Origin of the sequence: Pantoea trifolii (assembly GCF_024506435.1) — a bacterium.
Lineage (GTDB): Bacteria > Pseudomonadota > Gammaproteobacteria > Enterobacterales > Enterobacteriaceae > Pantoea > Pantoea trifolii.
In genome coordinates, this window is the sequence record NZ_JANIET010000001.1 from 763,706 (window position 1) to 780,338 (window position 16,633).

The following is a 16,633-nucleotide window of genomic DNA, read 5'->3' on the forward strand; positions in this document are numbered from 1 at the left end:
GGCGAAATTGTCACCACTTTGTCAACATCGTCCTACAATTCTTGCCTTGACGGTGGCGCAATGGCTCTGGACAATCCAGCCTCTATATTCCGCAGAGGATATTTATGGAAGCCTGGATTCAACACCTGTTTTCGCAATCGCTGGAGTACGCGCTGATCGCCGTTGCGCTGGTGACTTTCCTTGAGTCGCTGGCCTTCGTGGGATTGCTGTTGCCGGGCACGGTATTAATGGCCAGCCTTGGGGCGCTGGTCGGCAGTGGACAAATTGGGCTTTACCCGGCGTGGGCGGCAGGTTTTGCTGGCTGCCTGATCGGGGATTGGGTTTCGTATGGCATCGGCTGGAAGTTTCAGGGGCCGCTGCATCGTTGGAAATACATACAAAAATACAAAGGCTTGCTCGATAAAACTGAACATGCGCTGCATCAGCACAGCATGCTTACCATTTTGGTAGGGCGTTTTGTTGGGCCGACGCGTCCGCTGATTCCGCTGGCGGCCGGCATGCTGGAACTGCCGGTGCGCAAGTTCCTGCCGCCTAACCTGATTGGCTGCATTCTCTGGCCACCCGCTTATTTGATGCCGGGCATTCTGGCGGGCGTGGCGATTGACGTGCCGCAGGCCGCGCAGGGCGGCAGCTTTAAGTGGTTGCTGTTGCTGGTGGCGTTGCTGCTGTGGATCGGTGGCTGGTTGCTGTGGCGCTGGTGGCGCAGCGGCAAAACCGTCGATTGGGCAACGAAATATCTGCCGACTGCGCGCCTGCGCTGGCTGGCTCCGCTGATGGCGACAATGGGTCTGGGCGCGTTTATCGCTATCCAGTTCCATCCAATGATGCCGATCTTCCGCCACCTGCTGTGGAAAGTCTTCTTCGCTTAACGCGACGTCACGCCAAGGATGGCGGCCGCCTCACTTTCACCACGCACCAAACTTTCAGTGCTGCCATCCCAATAGATGCGCCCATCGACGATCACCAAACTGCGCGGCGCAATTTGCTGAGCATCTTCCAAACTGTGGGACACCATCAACAAGGTGATGTTGCGGCTTTCGCATACCGAACGAACCAGCTGCAGCATCTCGTTGCGCAGCGCCGGATCCAGCGCTGAGAAGGGTTCGTCCAGCAGCAAAATTGGCTGATTGCGCAACAGGCAACGCGCCAGTGCCACGCGCTGACGCTGGCCACCGGAAAGCTCGCCAGGCAAACGCGTGAGCATTGCCTGCAGGCCAGTTTGCTCGGCGATATCCACGACTTGCTGCTGCTGTTCACGCGTCAGCTTCAGGCCCGGATGTAAACCCAGCGCCATGTTCTGCTGCACCGTCAGATGCGGAAAAAGATTGTTCTCCTGGAACAGCATGGAAACCGGACGCGCCGACGGTACGCTGTGAGTATGATCGATGCCGTTCATCACCAGCGCGCCTTGATTGATCGGCAAAAAGCCGCCAATCAGACTCAGCAAAGTGCTTTTCCCCGCGCCGCTCGGACCGAGGATCGCCAGACGTTCACCTGCCTGCGCCGCAAAACTGAAGCGCATCGGCAGATGCTGATAAAGGTAAGCGAGGTTATTCAGTGTCAGCATGGCGACCCGGTAATTTTTCCATCAGAGTAAAGAGTAACAAGCAGAGGAGCAGCAATAGCAATGCGGTGACGGCGCCGTCCGCACCGCGATAGGCGCCAATCTGCTGGAACAGATAGAAGGGCAGCGTGCGGAAATCGGCGCTACCAAACAGTGCGACGACGCCGAAATCGCCAATCGACAGCACGCAGGCAAACGCCAGCGCCTGAGCAATGGGACGTTTCAACGCGCGCAGCTCAATCAGCCGCAAACGGTTGAAACCGGAGATGCCGAGTGAAGCGCAGAGCTGGCTGTAACGGGCGCTGATATCGCGCATCGGATTCTCCAGCACTTTCATGGCGTAAGGGATGGCGATCAGGGCGTTAGTGAAGATCACCAAACCATCGGCGCGCTGCGGCAGACCTACGGTGGCGTTGAACAGCAGGAAGAAACCGCTCGCCAGCACAATGCCCGGCATCGCCAGAATCAGCATGCCGCTCATCTCCATCGCCTGCGCCGCTATCACGTTCTGGCGCTGTCGCAGTTCGCGGCTGCTCCACAGCAGCATCATGGTCAGCACCACGCAAAGCAGGCCAGCACCGATAGCGATGCGCAGCGAGGTAAAGGTGGCTTGCCATAGCGCCGCTTGTTGCAGTGCACCGGCGACGCCGCCGCGCAAACCATCGACGATTACCGCCGCCAGCGGCGGTAACAGCAGCAGCAGCGCCAGGCCAATCAATACAGTATCGCTGATGCGCGCCTGCCATGAATCCTGCGGATCGCGCCAGCCGCGAATGCTCTGGCTGCCGGTGGGAATGGCTTTACTGAAGCGCTGGCTCAGCAACACCAGCAGCAAGCAACAACCCAGCTGTAACAGCGCCAGCAGCGCCGCGCGGCCCGGATCGTAGTCGAAATTCAGCGCCTGATAGATCGCCAGTTCCAGCGTAGTGGCCTGCGGTCCGCCGCCCAGCGCCAGCACCGTGGCGAAGCTGGCGAAGCAGAGCATAAAGATCAGCGCCGCCGTCGGCAGAATCTGACGGCGCAGCCACGGCCATTCCAGTAAATGAAACAGATTCCAGCCGCGCAGGCCGAGCTGGGCGGCGACTTGCCGCTGCTCGCCGGGAATACTCTCCAGCGCCTGTAACAGCAGGCGCGTCGCCAGCGGCAGGTTAAAGAAGACGTGCGCCAGCAGAATGCCCTGCAGGCCGTACGGCGAAAAATGGTAGTTAAAGCCAATGGCCGCGCACAGTTGCGCCAGCCAGCCGCTGCGACCGTAGACGCTGAGCAAGCCAAATACCGCCACCAGCACCGGCAGCACCAGCGTCATGGCGCATAAGCGCAGCAACAGGTTGCGACCGGGAAAACGGCGGCGATAGAGCGCGCGCGCCAGCAAGATTGCGGGCAGCACCGACAGCAACGCCGACAGTAGCGCCTGCTCGAACGAGAACAGCAGCACATGATGCAGATAACTGTCGTTGAGCAGCGCGCGCCAGTCGGTGGCCGGCGCAACCATCACCAATGCGCCAAACGCCAGCAGCGCCACCGCGCACAGCAACAGCGCGACAGCGCTACCGGGAATTAACCAACCGGACATTAACGGCTAACGGCGCTTTGCCATGCGCTGATCCACGCGGCGCGATGGTCGGCCACTTCGGCTGGCGTGTATTGCAACGCCTTGGCGGGCACCTGCAAAGCTTGATAACCGGCTGGCAGATCGCTTTTGATCACCGGATACATCCAGTTGCCAGTGGGAATGGTCTGCTGGAAAGCCGGAGAAACCATAAACTGCATGAACTGCTGCGCCAGCCTGGGCTGTTTGCTGCTGGCGAGCTGCGCGGCAACTTCCACCTGCAAATAGTGGCCTTCGCTAAATTCGGCCGCAGCGTAGTTCTCTTTCTTCTCTTCGATAATGTGATAAGCCGGAGAAGTGGTGTAGCTCAACACCAGATCGCCTTCGCCCTTCAGGAACAGGCCGTAAGCTTCACTCCAGCCTTTGGTGACGGTAACGGTTTTTTGTGCCAGCTTCTGCCACGCGTCAGGCGCGTTGTCGCCATAAACTTTTTGCATCCACAGCAGCAGGCCAAGACCTGGCGTGCTGGTGCGCGGATCTTCATAAATCACGCGCCATTTTTCCGGGCTTTCGACCAGTTCTTTCAGGCTCTTCGGCGGATTCTTCAGTTTGTTTTTATCGTAGACGAAGGCGAAATAGCCATAATCGAACGGAATGAAGGTGTCGCTGTGCCAGCCATCTGGCAACGTTAATGGTTTGGTATCAACGCTGCTTTTGGCAAACAGCCCGGTTTTCTCCGCTGCCTGCACCAGATTGTTATCCAGCCCCAGCACCACATCGGCTTTGCTGTTTTTGCCTTCCATGCGCACACGATTGAGCAGCGATACGCCATCTTCCAGCGCTACGTACTTCAGTTCGCAGCCGCACTGCGCTTCAAAGGCTTTTTTTACCGCTGGACCGGGGCCCCAATCGGCAGAAAACGAATCGTAGGTGTAAACGGTGAGAACCGGTTTGGCAGCGAAAGCCGGTGCCGCAACCAGCAGCAACACAGGCAGAACTTTGTTTAACACTTTGCGCTCCTTGAGGAGAAGATAAGGTCGAGTCGCAAAGGATCTGAGGAGTGAGGCATCTCAAATCCCTACGCCGGTATTAGCCGGATCAGGTTCGACGGGTTTCTCTCAGCCCTGATTTCAAGGCACCCCGTTGAGAACGGCTCATTCTAGACATTTATATGACAGCGCGAAAGGATCACAGCTCCGGCGGCGCAAACCAGGCCGATTTGAAGTCAAACCAGCCGAGCGTATTGAGGCGCACGCCACGCATACTGCGCTGCCCTTCCAGCAGCAGCCAGTGATGGAACAGCGGATGCAGATAGTCGCTGTCGATCAGCTGCTTACTCCATTCCGCCAACGGTAAATCCTTTTGCCGCCAGCGTGCGGCATCGGCTTGCCAGTCAATGGGGATGCAGTGATGCATCAACGGCAGCTCAAACAGTTGGGCAAACAGCGCGTACTCGAGCGGCAGGGTAAAGTTTACGCTGCCGAGCCAGATGTCACTCTCACCTTCGCCCTCGAACCACTCTTCGTAACATACGACGCGGGTGATCAGCTCAACACCTTGCTGCGCCAGCAGCGGTCGCAGCGCGTTGGCGATACCTTCATGCTCAACGTGATGGCTGTACCAGCTCAGCGTCAGCTGGATTAAACCTGCTGGCTTGTCGGCGGACGTGAGATCGCGGCGATGGTGCCAGCGCGGCAGCAAGCCATAAGCGGGGAACCAGTAACGCTGATAGCCGACGCCAGCATGATTCAATAAGGCGATCGGATTAAACAGATAACTCACCCAGCGGCGAAAATGCGCATCGCGGCCCAGCTCGGAGCGCTGATCGTAAAGCAGAAAGTAGCAGCCTTCCTCCAGACGGCTCTCTTCCGATTTTTCGTCGGCGGTTTCGCCCTGCAGTTTGACTCCAGCATACACCAATTCATCACTGATCTCCGGCAGCACCCAAATCGACACATCGTCAATCAGCGCGCGATAGCCAAAGTAATCATCGAAGGCGGCGATCTTCAGCTGCGTTTGCTGATTGCGCACCACGCTGTACGGGCCGGTGCCAATTGGCTGTCGCGCAAACTGGCGCAGCGTTGGCCATTCGCGCGGCAGGATCATCGCGCTGACGCTGGCCAGCAGCCACGGTAACCAATTGTCCGGCTGGCTCAGATGGATATCCAGCGTCCAGGGTGCGGGCGAATCCAGTTTACTGATGTGAGAAAACAGCGGCTGGCTGCGCACGCGTTCCAGCGAAGCAATCACATCCGCCATTTCCAGTTCACGGCCATGATGAAAACGTATCGCCGGGCGCAGGAAGAAGCGCCACTGCAGCGGCGAGGTTTGCTGCCAGTGATGGGCGATATCCGGTTCGATTTCCCCCTTTTCCTCATTTATGCGCATCAGGCCGTTGAAAATTTGCCGCGCCAGATGGGTTTCCGAGCGGCGCAGCGGCGAACCGGGCAGCAGATTGGGCAGCGGACGGTAATAGAGCACGCGCAGGATGTGTTTGCCCTGGCGGAAGCTGCGACCTAAATGCGCCGCGATCATCTGGCGCACCTGATTTTTATCGCCCACCAATTGCACCAGCTGTTCGATGCGATCCTGCTCCAGCAGATCCTCAGCACGCTGCTGCTGGAGCGCCAGGCCGGTATAGCAGAAACTCAGCATCGAGCGCTTGCCGCGTCCCGCTTCCGCCTGCCAAATCAGCCAGCCTTCGCTCTGCATGGCATTGAGCAGGTTGCGCATATGCCGACGCGAGCAGTGCAGCAGATCGGCCAGCTCGTTGAGCGTGGTTTCCTGATCCTGCCCCTGACAGCTTTGCCATAAGCGGATGAATTGCTGCTGCAAACGTGAAGAAGACATAAAAGGGGAACTCCTTGTCAGAATCGCTCAGTTTTTCCTGCCTCATATTAGAGGCATACTGCCCGGCAATGGAAGAGCGGGAGGCATTCAGCAATGAATGGCGCTCTGCCAGCGGTTCCACCGACGTGGAACCTCTTTCTGAGTAGGGTGCATTTTCACCGCCAGCAGCGCTTTATCTGCTGGCTTTTTTCGTTTTGCTGTAGAATCTTCTACCCTCATTTCTCTACCTATTTTTTTATTCGCAAAGGGATTTCTGCATGAAATCGCTGTTAACGCGTCAACGTCGCATCAATCCGGTCTATCTCTCGTTTATGGCGGTGTCGTTTATGACTGGCGTGGCCGGTGCGCTGCAGGCGCCGACACTCAGCCTGTTTCTGACGCGTGAAGTGCAGGTGAGTCCGTTCTGGGTCGGCTTGTTCTTTACCATCAATGCGATCGCCGGGATTGTGATTAGCCTGCTGATGGCGAAACGCTCCGATAACCAGGGCGATCGCCGCAACCTGATTCTGTTTTGCTGCCTGATGGCGACGCTGAATGCGCTGCTGTTTGCCTTCAATCGCCACTATTTAACGCTGGTAACGCTAGGCGTGTTTTTGTCGGCGCTGGCCAGCGTGTCGATTCCGCAGGTGTTCGCGCTCGCGCGCGAATATGCCGATCAGTCGGCGCGTGAAGTGGTGATGTTCAGCTCGGTGATGCGCGCGCAGCTGTCGCTGGCGTGGGTGATTGGGCCGCCGCTGTCGTTTGCGCTGGCACTCAACTACGGCTTTGTGACGCTGTTTTGCGTGGCGGCGGGGATTTTCCTGCTGAGCATGCTGCTGATCTGGCGCACCTTGCCCTCGGTGCCGCGCGTGGTGGCATCGCCTGAAGCGGTACTGACGCAGCTCAGCCCGTGGAAAGACAGTCAGGTGCGGTTGCTGTTTATCGCCTCCGTAACCATGTGGGCGTGCAACACCATGTATATCATTGATATGCCGCTGTATATCAGCGCCACGCTTGGCCTGCCGGAGAAGCTGGCGGGACTGCTAATGGGCACCGCCGCCGGGCTGGAGATTCCAATCATGCTACTGGCCGGGCATTACGCGCGGCGCACCGGCAAACGCAAACTGATGCTGCTGGCGCTGGTGGCGGCGATTGTGTTTTATCTCGGATTGGTGATGTTCCAGTCGCGTACTGCGTTGATGGTGTTGCAACTGTTTAACGCTGCCTTTATCGGCATCATCGCCGGGATTGGCATGCTGTGGTTCCAGGATTTAATGCCGGGGCGCGCGGGTGCGGCGACGACGCTGTTCACCACCTCGATTTCCACCGGCATGATTATCGCCGGCATCATTCAGGGCACCATGAGCGAGCGCTTTGGTCATGAGTCGGTTTACTGGCTGGCGTTGGGGCTGGCGGTGCTGGCCTTGGGATTGGCGTCGCGCGTGCGGGATGTATAAAGGAGAAGGGCGACATCACGTCGCCCTTGTTGCCTTAGCGTAAGAACGCGGGCTGATTGGTTTCGTAGCTGGAGATTGACGCTTCGTGTTGCAGCGTCAGTCCAATGCTGTCGAGACCGTTGATCATGCAGTGACGGCGGAAGCTGTCGATTTCGAAGCTATACGTCTTATCGCCTGCCGTAACAGTTTGCGCTTCCAGATCCACGGTGAAGCTCACGCCCGGCTGCGCGGCAACCAGTTTGAACATCTCATCCACTTCTTCATCGCTCAACTTCACCGGCAGCAGCTGGTTGTTAAAGCTGTTGCCATAGAAGATGTCGGCGAAGCTTGGCGCGATCACCACGTGGAAACCGAAATCGGTCAGCGCCCACGGCGCATGCTCGCGCGATGAGCCGCAGCCAAAGTTCTCACGCGCCAGCAAAATACTGGTGCCTTTGAACTCGGGTTTGTTCAGCACAAAGCTGGCCGTTGGCACAGTGCCCGCATCATCTTCAAAACGCCAGTCGTGGAACAGGTGCGCGCCAAAACCGGTGCGCGTCACTTTCTGCAGGAACTGCTTAGGAATGATGGCATCAGTGTCGACGTTGGCCGCATCCAATGGCGCCACAATTCCGCTGTGTTGAGTAAATTTGTTCGCCATGGTTTACGCTCCCTGAGTCAATTCACGAATGTCGGCAAAACGACCGGTCACGGCAGCCGCAGCGGCCATCGCCGGGCTCACCAGGTGCGTACGTCCACCGCGGCCCTGACGGCCTTCAAAGTTACGGTTGCTGGTTGATGCGCAACGTTCGCCTGGATTCAGGCGGTCATTGTTCATTGCCAGACACATCGAGCAACCCGGCAAACGCCATTCAAACCCGGCTTCGAGGAAGATTTTGTCCAGACCTTCAGCTTCGGCTTGTGCTTTCACCGGACCGGAACCTGGCACCACCATCGCTACCACGCCCGGCGCCACTTTGCGGCCTTTGGCAATCGCGGCAGCGGCGCGCAGATCTTCAATACGTGAGTTGGTGCAGGAACCGATAAACACTTTATCGATCGCCACGTCAGTCAGTTTGATGCCTGGCTGCAGATCCATATACGCCAGCGCTTTCTCTGCAGAAGCGCGCTCGACCGGGTCGGCAAAGGATTGTGGGTTCGGGATCGCTTGATCGACCGCCATTACCTGGCCTGGATTGGTGCCCCAGGTCACTTGCGGAGCGATATCTTCGGCATGCAGCGTGACGATGCTGTCGAATTTGGCATCGCTGTCGGACTTCAGCGTGCGCCAGTAAGCCACCGCTTGTTCCCACTGCTCGCCCTTCGGCGCGAATTGCTTGTCTTTGAGGTAAGCGAAAGTGGTGTCATCCGGCGCGACCAGGCCCGCTTTGGCACCCATTTCAATCGCCATGTTACACAGCGTCATGCGGCCTTCCATGCTCAGCGCTTCAATTGCTGGGCCACAGAATTCGACAACGTGACCGGTACCGCCAGCGCTGCCGGTTTTGCCGATGATCGCCAACACGATGTCTTTGGCAGTGATGCCCGGCGCAGCTTCGCCCAGCACTTCAATCTTCATGGTTTTCGCGCGGCCCTGTTTCAGGGTTTGCGTGGCAAACACGTGCTCAACTTCGGAAGTACCGATACCGAAAGCCAGTGAACCAAACGCGCCGTGGGTGGCGGTGTGGGAATCGCCGCACACAATGGTCATGCCCGGCAAGGTCATGCCTTGCTCTGGCCCAATCACGTGCACGATGCCCTGGAACGGGTGATTCAGGTCATACAGCTGAATGCCGAACTCAGCACAGTTTTTCATCAGCTCTTGCATCTGAATGCGCGCCATCTCGCCAGACGCGTTGATATCTTTGGTCTGCGTCGAAACGTTGTGATCCATGGTGGCGAAGGTTTTCGACGGCTGGCGCACCTTGCGGCCGTGCGCGCGCAGGCCATCAAAGGCCTGCGGTGACGTCACTTCATGGATCAGATGGCGATCGATATAGAGTAACGGCGTTTCGTTAGGCGTTTCATGGACGACATGTGCATCAAATAACTTCTGGTATAAGCTTTTCATTTTATTATTTTTCCTCGGCGATGAAACCGGCAATGATGCTGCCCATCTCATCTGTGCTCACGGCCTTGCCGTCACCGGCCAAATCACGGGTACGATAACCCGCTTCCAACGCGCGGCTGACAGCGCGTTCAATGCTTGCGGCTGCTTCATCCGCATTCAGGCTGTAACGCAGCAGCAGTGACAGCGACAGAATCTGCGCAATCGGGTTGGCAATGTTCTGACCGGCGATATCCGGTGCGGAACCGCCCGCTGGCTCAAACAGGCCAAAACCGTCTTCGTTCAGGCTGGCAGAAGGCAGCAAGCCCATCGAACCGGTAATCATCGCGCATTCGTCTGACAGGATGTCGCCAAACAGGTTAGAACACAGCAGCACGTCAAACTGTGATGGATCTTTAATCAGCTGCATGGTGGCGTTATCGATGTACATGTGGCTCAACTGCACATCCGGATAATCTTTTGCCACTTCGTTGACAATCTCGCGCCACATCACGGAAGTCTGCAACACGTTGGCTTTGTCGATTGAGGTGACGATGTTGCGGCGTTTACGCGCTGATTCAAAGGCGATACGCGCGATGCGCTCGATTTCGAAACGGTGATACACCTCAGTATCGAACGCGCGCTCATGTGGGCCGCTGCCTTCGCGGCCTTTCGGCTGACCGAAGTAGATGCCGCCGGTCAATTCACGCACGCACAGGATGTCGAAACCGCGCTCGGCGATATCGCTGCGCAGCGGGCAGAACGCTTCCAGACCTTTATACAGTGCCGCAGGGCGCAAGTTGCTGAACAGCTTGAAGTGCTTACGCAGCGGCAACAGCGCGCCACGCTCAGGTTGTTGCGCAGGCGGCAGATGTTCCCATTTCGGGCCACCTACCGAGCCAAACAGAATCGCATCCGCTTGCTCTGCGCCGGTAACGGTAGCCGGTGGCAGCGGTTCACCATGACGATCGATGGCGATACCGCCAACATCATATTCGCTGGTGGTGATACGCATGTCGAAACGCGTACGAATTGCATCGAGAACTTTCATGGCCTGCGCCATCACTTCCGGACCAATTCCGTCGCCTGGCAATACCGCGATATGAGAAGACTTAGACATAGTTACACCGTTTCCTTCTGATCTTTAAATTTACGCTGCAGTTCTTTTTCCACCTGCTTAGCACGCCAAATGTTGTTCAACGCGTTCACCATCGCTTTCGCCGATGATTCGACGATATCGGTCGCCAGGCCAACGCCGTGGAATTTACGACCGTTGTAGTTGACCACGATATCGACCTGACCCAGCGCGTTCTCGCCGTGGCCTTTTGCCGTCAACTTGTAGTTGATCAGTTCGGCTTCAAAGCCGGTAATACGGTTGATCGCCTGATAGACCGCATCAACCGGACCGTTACCGGTTGCGGCGTCAGCTTTGGTCTCTTCACCGCAGCCTAACTGCACGGAAGCCGTTGCTGTCACGCTGGAGCCGGTCTGCACGTTGAATTCGTTCAGCTGGAAATATTCTGGCTCTTCGTTCTGCTTGTTGATGAAGGCCAACGCTTCCAGGTCGTAGTCGAAGACTTGACCTTTCTTGTCGGCCAGCTTCAGGAAGGCGTCGTACAAGGTGTCGAGGTTGTAATCAGACTCTTTGTAGCCCATCTCTTCCATGCGGTGTTTCACCGCTGCGCGGCCAGAACGGGAAGTCAGGTTCAGCTGGATTTTGTGCAGGCCGATAGATTCTGGCGTCAGGATTTCGTAGTTTTCGCGGTTCTTCAGCACGCCATCCTGGTGAATACCGGAAGAATGGGCGAAGGCGTTAGAACCGACCACCGCTTTGTTGGCTGGAATCGGCATGTTGCAGATTTGGCTCACGGTTTGGCTGGTGCGGTAGATTTCCTGATGATTAATGTTGGTGTGGACGTTCATGATCTGCTGGCGGGTTTTGATCGCCATGATCACTTCTTCCAGCGCACAGTTACCGGCGCGCTCGCCTAAACCGTTCAACGTACCTTCAACCTGACGCGCACCGGCCAATACTGCGGCGATGGCGTTGCCGGTCGCCATACCCAAATCGTCGTGGGTATGAACGGACAAGATGGCTTTATCGATATTGGGAACGCGAGCCACCAATTGGCCAATGATGTTGGCGTATTCGCCTGGCAAGGTGTAGCCGACGGTGTCCGGGATGTTGATGGTGGTTGCACCGGCATTAATCGCGGCTTCAACCATGCGGCACAAATCGTCGATTGGTGTACGACCGCCATCTTCACAGGAGAATTCAACGTCGTCGGTGTAGTTGCGGGCGCGTTTAATCATATGCACCGCGCGTTCAATCACTTCCGGCAGCGTGCTACGCAATTTGGTCGCGATGTGCATCGGCGAAGTCGCGATGAAGGTGTGAATACGGAACGCATCAGCCACACGCAGTGATTCGTATGCGGCGTCAATGTCCTTCTCAACGCAGCGTGCCAGTCCGCAAACGCGGCTGTTTTTGATGGTACGAGCGATGGTCTGTACGGATTCAAAATCGCCTGGAGAGGAAACGGGGAAGCCCACTTCCATCACATCCACGCCCATACGTTCCAACGCCAGAGCGATTTGCAGTTTTTCTTTAACACTCAGGCTGGCCTGTAAAGCCTGTTCGCCATCACGCAGAGTGGTATCGAAAATAATAACTTGCTGGCTCATCGTAATCTTCCTTATGCATTAACGTTGCCGGTGCTACGAGCATAAAAAAACCCGCGCATTGGCGCGGGTTTCTTAAACTTCAGCAGGTTCGAATCAGTTATTGATTCCGCCCACGAGTCTACCGCGCAAACTGGATGCGTTTAGTAGTAGACCGAGTAGGCGGAAAGAATGAAACATGATTCAAACCTCGTAAATTTTTTGGATGCACATATTGGTACTGGAATTGAGGTGTGAAGTCAACCTTAAGTGCAAGGGTATTTCTGTGACGTAAGAAGGGCGATGTGCTGTGATTTTTCAGCTGCGCAGAGCAATGGCATTAATTAGTAACAGGAGAAGTGATTCCATCCACTTAAAAAATCGTTTAGAAAATAGAATTTATTTTAAATAATTGATAATTAATTAGTTATGTCGGAAATGCGCATTACTGATAAAACAAGATTAGGCTTGTTGTTAAGAAGAATATGATGTGATCGGACCGTTTTATAGATAATCACGCCATAAAGTAATTATCACAAAAGATTGTGGACTGAGTGGTCAGGCAATATGAAAATCATATTTCTTAGAACACGCTGCAAATAATCTCTAAACCAGCATTTTCCTCTGTGGTTATGACGAAGCATTAGTTTAATCCTCGCAGGCAATAATCACGCATCAGTGCCTTTATTGCCGGTTCGGGCGCGACGTGGCGTCCTGGCGTTTGCAGGCCGGGTTGTCTGCGGTTATGGTAATCGACCTACTCTCATATAATTAACTCAAGTAGATTCCCTGTACCTGGAAGGCGGAAAGAACGCCGCCTTCTGAGCATAAACATAAGGTTTTGATCTTAATTGGCGATCGGGGGCCGGATATCAGTGGTGTGCGGGAAACGCGAACGTCAGTGGATTCAGTCCCTCAAGCCTGGAGGCAGAAAATGGAGATGTTGTCAGGAGCCGAAATGGTCGTCCGTTCGTTAATCGATCAGGGCGTTAAGCAGGTATTCGGTTATCCGGGCGGAGCGGTGCTCGATATTTACGATGCGCTGCAAACGGTCGGTGGTATTGACCACGTATTGGTCCGCCATGAACAAGGCGCGGTACACATGGCCGATGGCCTTGCGCGTGCGACCGGTGAAGTGGGTGTGGTGCTGGTGACTTCCGGTCCGGGCGCCACCAACGCGATTACCGGTATTGCAACCGCCTACATGGATTCAATCCCAATGGTGATTCTGTCGGGTCAGGTGCCTTCGTCACTGATTGGTTACGATGCGTTCCAGGAGTGCGACATGGTCGGTATCTCCCGCCCGGTGGTGAAGCACAGCTTCCTGGTGAAAAACGCCGAAGAGATCCCAACCGTGCTGAAAAAGGCCTTCTGGCTGGCTGCCAGCGGTCGCCCTGGGCCGGTGGTTATCGATCTACCAAAAGATATCCTGAACCCAGCGAACAAACTGCCGTACGTCTGGCCGGAAACGGTGAGCATGCGCTCATACAATCCGACCATTCAGGGCCACAAAGGACAGATCAAGCGCGCGCTGCAAACGTTACTGGCTGCGCATAAGCCGGTGATTTACGCCGGCGGCGGGGCGATTATGTCGGGCTGCGAAGCAGAATTGCTGCAGCTGGCTGAGCAACTGAATATTCCGGTGACAACCTCGCTGATGGGCTTGGGCGTGTTCCCTGGCACGCATCGTCAGTGTATCGGCATGCTGGGTATGCACGGTACTTACGAAGCCAACATGACCATGCACAATGCCGATCTGATTTTCGGTATTGGCGTGCGCTTCGACGACCGCACCACCAACAATCTGGCGAAGTACTGCCCGAACGCCACCATTATGCATATCGATGTCGATCCGACGTCGATCTCCAAAACGGTCAGCGCGGACATTCCGATTGTCGGCGATGCGAAGCAGACGCTGGCGCAGATGTTAGAGCTGCTGGCGCAAAGCGATGCGAAGCAGGAGCTTGATAGCCTGCGCGACTGGTGGCAGACCATTGAAGGCTGGCGTGGCCGCAAGTGTCTGGAATTCGATCGCACCACTGACAAAATCAAGCCGCAGGCTGTCATCGAAACCATCTGTCGTTTGACTAAAGGCGAAGCTTACGTCACCTCTGACGTCGGTCAGCATCAGATGTTTGCCGCACTTTATTACCAGTTCGACAAGCCGCGTCGCTGGATCAACTCCGGCGGCTTGGGCACCATGGGCTTCGGCTTGCCTGCTGCGCTGGGCGTGAAGATGGCGCTGCCGGATGAAACGGTTATCTGCGTGACCGGCGATGGCAGTATCCAGATGAACATTCAGGAGCTATCGACCGCGCTGCAGTACGATTTACCGGTGCTGGTATTGAACCTCAACAACGGCTTCCTCGGCATGGTTAAGCAGTGGCAGGACATGATTTACTCCGGTCGCCACTCGCAGTCTTACATGCAATCGCTGCCTGACTTCGTGCGTCTGGCCGAAGCTTATGGTCATGTGGGGATCTCCATTGCGCATCCTGCGGAACTGGAAGAGAAGCTGCAGCTGGCACTAGATACGCTGGCGAAAGGCCGTCTGGTGTTTGTGGATGTGAATATTGACGGCAGCGAGCACGTTTACCCGATGCAAATTCGTGGTGGTTCGATGGATGAGATGTGGTTGAGCAAAACGGAGAGGACTTAATTATGCGTCGTATTTTATCGGTTCTGCTGGAAAACGAATCCGGCGCATTGTCCCGCGTAGTGGGACTGTTCTCTCAACGTGGTTACAACATCGAAAGCCTTACTGTCGCGCCAACCGATGATCCGACCTTGTCACGGATGACGATTCAAACGGTCGGCGATGAGAAAGTGCTGGAGCAGATCGAGAAGCAGTTGCACAAGCTGGTGGACGTGTTACGTGTCAGCGAGCTGGGGCAGGGCGCTTACGTTGAGCGTGAAATCATGCTGGTGAAAATCCAGGCCAGCGGTTACGGCCGTGAAGAAGTGAAGCGCAGTGCGGAAATTTTCCGTGGTCAGATTATCGATGTCACGCCAACGCTTTACACGGTTCAGCTGGCAGGCACCAGTGATAAACTCGACGCGTTTCTTAACACCGTTCGCGACGTAGCAGAAATTGTTGAAGTAGCTCGTTCAGGAATCGTGGGTGTGTCGCGTGGCGATCGCGTAATGCGTTAATCACCTTAAGTAACGTTTTTATCTGATTCTAACCCGGCGAAAAGCCGGGTTTTTTTATTTTATGCGCTTATCCAGGATGAGAGAGAAAAGCGGTTGCTCGGCGTAGTGTTCTGCGGTTAGATGTTACAAATGTTTTACCCATAGCTACTCTGCGGATATTTTCGCCAGCGCTGGCTTATCAGAATTAAGGTGTCACCGTGAAACTGGATGAAATTGCGCGCCTGGCAGGCGTGTCGCGCACCACGGCCAGCTATGTAATCAATGGCAAAGCGCGGCAGTATCGTGTCAGCGAGAAAACCGTCGAGAAAGTGATGGCGGTGGTGCGTGAACACAACTATCACCCGAATGCCGTCGCGGCAGGGCTGCGTGCCGGACGCACGCGTTCAATTGGTCTGGTGATCCCTGATTTGGAAAACACCAGCTACACGCGCATTGCCAACTATCTGGAACGTCAGGCGCGTCAGCGCGGTTATCAGCTTTTGATTGCCTGCTCGGAAGATCAGCCGGACAATGAAATGCGCTGCATCGAGCATCTGTTGCAGCGTCAGGTTGATGCCATCATCGTTTCGACTTCACTGCCGCCAGAGCATCCGTTCTATCAGCGTTGGATCAACGATCCCTTACCGATTATCGCGCTGGACCGTGCGCTGGATCGTGAACACTTTACCAGCGTGGTGGGTGCCGATCAGGATGATGCGCAGGCATTGGCGGCTGAATTGCGTCAGCTATCGGTGAAAAACGTGCTGTTCCTTGGGGCGCTGCCGGAATTGTCGGTGAGTTTCCTGCGTGAACTCGGCTTCCGCGATGCGTGGAAAGACGACGAACGGCCCATTGATTACATATACTGCAACAGTTTTGATCGTGCCGCCGCTGCAACGCTGTTTGAGAAGTACCTCGAAGATCATCCGATGCCGGAGGCGCTGTTTACAACGTCGTTTGGGCTGCTGCAGGGCGTAATGGACGTTACCTTGAAGCGTGATGGCCGCTTGCCAACCGATCTGGCGATTGCCACCTTTGGCGACCACGAATTGCTGGACTTCCTTGAGTGTCCGGTGCTGGCGGTGGGTCAGCGTCATCGTGACGTGGCCGAACGCGTGCTGGAACTGGTTTTGGCCTCGCTGGATGAACCGCGTAAACCGAAACCGGGTTTAACCCGCATTCGTCGTAATTTATTCCGCCGCGGACAATTAAGCCGCCGCGTTAAATGAAATGCTGGGCAGTTCACTGCCCAGTGTTAATTTAACCTGCAGCTATTTCCTGCAAACCTTACGGCGTAAATAAGCGTAAATAATCGCCACTCCAGCTAACAATTTAACCCTGCTGACTTTTCTTAACTGTTTACATCTTCAGCAGCGTGTCTTAGCAGAGCTGGCGCGATGATGCTGGGCTTCCTT

General features: G+C 55.8%; 14 protein-coding genes and 1 riboswitch. Of the genes, 5 read left to right on the forward strand and 9 right to left on the reverse strand.

Features of this window, described 5'->3' with window-relative positions:
• Window positions 1-104: 104 nt before the first annotated feature.
• Complete coding sequence (locus NQH49_RS03415; protein ID WP_256695584.1) at window positions 105-869, forward strand: DedA family protein; 765 nt, start codon at window positions 105-107, stop codon at window positions 867-869.
• Here the strand turns inward: NQH49_RS03415 and thiQ are convergent.
• From thiQ to sgrR, 4 genes are all read right to left on the reverse strand, one after another.
• Window positions 866-1,567 carry a thiamine ABC transporter ATP-binding protein ThiQ gene (gene thiQ / locus NQH49_RS03420; RefSeq protein ID WP_256695585.1) on the reverse strand — a complete coding sequence of 234 codons (702 nt, stop codon included), beginning with the start codon at window positions 1,565-1,567 and terminating at the stop codon, window positions 866-868. The two genes, NQH49_RS03415 and thiQ, sit on opposite strands and share 4 nt — an antisense overlap.
• Window positions 1,551-3,137 (reverse strand): thiamine/thiamine pyrophosphate ABC transporter permease ThiP, encoded by a 1,587-nt coding sequence (gene thiP / locus NQH49_RS03425; RefSeq protein ID WP_256695587.1) that lies wholly within the window; start codon window positions 3,135-3,137, stop codon window positions 1,551-1,553. The genes thiQ and thiP overlap by 17 nt, the downstream gene beginning before the upstream one ends.
• Window positions 3,137-4,123: a thiamine ABC transporter substrate binding subunit gene (gene thiB, locus NQH49_RS03430; protein ID WP_256695588.1), complete on the reverse strand. Its 987-nt coding sequence runs from the start codon at window positions 4,121-4,123 to the stop codon at window positions 3,137-3,139. Before thiB ends, thiP begins: the two co-directional genes overlap by 1 nt.
• Window positions 4,124-4,170: 47 nt before the next feature.
• A riboswitch (TPP riboswitch) is annotated at window positions 4,171-4,266 on the reverse strand.
• 35 nt (window positions 4,267-4,301) lie between these two features.
• A complete protein-coding gene (sgrR, locus tag NQH49_RS03435) occupies window positions 4,302-5,963 on the reverse strand; it encodes an HTH-type transcriptional regulator SgrR (protein WP_256695589.1) in 1,662 nt (553 codons plus the stop codon).
• Between the two features lie 257 nt (window positions 5,964-6,220).
• On the opposite strand from sgrR, the gene NQH49_RS03440 reads away from it, so the two are divergent.
• The gene (locus NQH49_RS03440; protein ID WP_256695591.1) at window positions 6,221-7,399 is read left to right on the forward strand and encodes an MFS transporter; all 1,179 of its coding nucleotides are present in this window, start codon (window positions 6,221-6,223) and stop codon (window positions 7,397-7,399) included.
• A gap of 34 nt (window positions 7,400-7,433) precedes the next feature.
• On the opposite strand, the gene leuD is transcribed toward NQH49_RS03440, so the two are convergent.
• From leuD to leuL, 5 genes are all read right to left on the reverse strand, one after another.
• Window positions 7,434-8,039, reverse strand: coding sequence for a 3-isopropylmalate dehydratase small subunit (gene leuD / locus NQH49_RS03445; RefSeq protein WP_008108627.1), 606 nt, complete (start codon window positions 8,037-8,039; stop codon window positions 7,434-7,436).
• A 3-nt stretch (window positions 8,040-8,042) separates the two neighbouring features.
• Window positions 8,043-9,449: a 3-isopropylmalate dehydratase large subunit gene (leuC, locus tag NQH49_RS03450; RefSeq protein WP_256695593.1), complete on the reverse strand. Its 1,407-nt coding sequence runs from the start codon at window positions 9,447-9,449 to the stop codon at window positions 8,043-8,045.
• Between the two features lie 4 nt (window positions 9,450-9,453).
• The gene (gene leuB / locus NQH49_RS03455) at window positions 9,454-10,545 is read right to left on the reverse strand and encodes a 3-isopropylmalate dehydrogenase (RefSeq protein WP_256695595.1); all 1,092 of its coding nucleotides are present in this window, start codon (window positions 10,543-10,545) and stop codon (window positions 9,454-9,456) included.
• A gap of 2 nt (window positions 10,546-10,547) precedes the next feature.
• The gene (gene leuA, locus NQH49_RS03460) at window positions 10,548-12,110 is read right to left on the reverse strand and encodes a 2-isopropylmalate synthase (protein WP_256695596.1); all 1,563 of its coding nucleotides are present in this window, start codon (window positions 12,108-12,110) and stop codon (window positions 10,548-10,550) included.
• A gap of 93 nt (window positions 12,111-12,203) precedes the next feature.
• The gene (leuL, locus tag NQH49_RS23515; protein ID WP_099686952.1) at window positions 12,204-12,287 is read right to left on the reverse strand and encodes a leu operon leader peptide; all 84 of its coding nucleotides are present in this window, start codon (window positions 12,285-12,287) and stop codon (window positions 12,204-12,206) included.
• Window positions 12,288-13,020: 733 nt separating this feature from the next.
• On the opposite strand from leuL, the gene ilvI reads away from it, so the two are divergent.
• The 3 genes from ilvI (at window position 13,021) to cra (ending at window position 16,447) form a co-directional block, all read left to right on the forward strand.
• Window positions 13,021-14,745: an acetolactate synthase 3 large subunit gene (gene ilvI / locus NQH49_RS03465; RefSeq protein WP_256695598.1), complete on the forward strand. Its 1,725-nt coding sequence runs from the start codon at window positions 13,021-13,023 to the stop codon at window positions 14,743-14,745.
• A 2-nt stretch (window positions 14,746-14,747) separates the two neighbouring features.
• Complete coding sequence (gene ilvN, locus NQH49_RS03470) at window positions 14,748-15,239, forward strand: acetolactate synthase small subunit (RefSeq protein ID WP_008108620.1); 492 nt, start codon at window positions 14,748-14,750, stop codon at window positions 15,237-15,239.
• Between the two features lie 197 nt (window positions 15,240-15,436).
• The gene (gene cra / locus NQH49_RS03475) at window positions 15,437-16,447 is read left to right on the forward strand and encodes a catabolite repressor/activator (protein WP_256695599.1); all 1,011 of its coding nucleotides are present in this window, start codon (window positions 15,437-15,439) and stop codon (window positions 16,445-16,447) included.
• Window positions 16,448-16,633 lie beyond the last annotated feature (186 nt).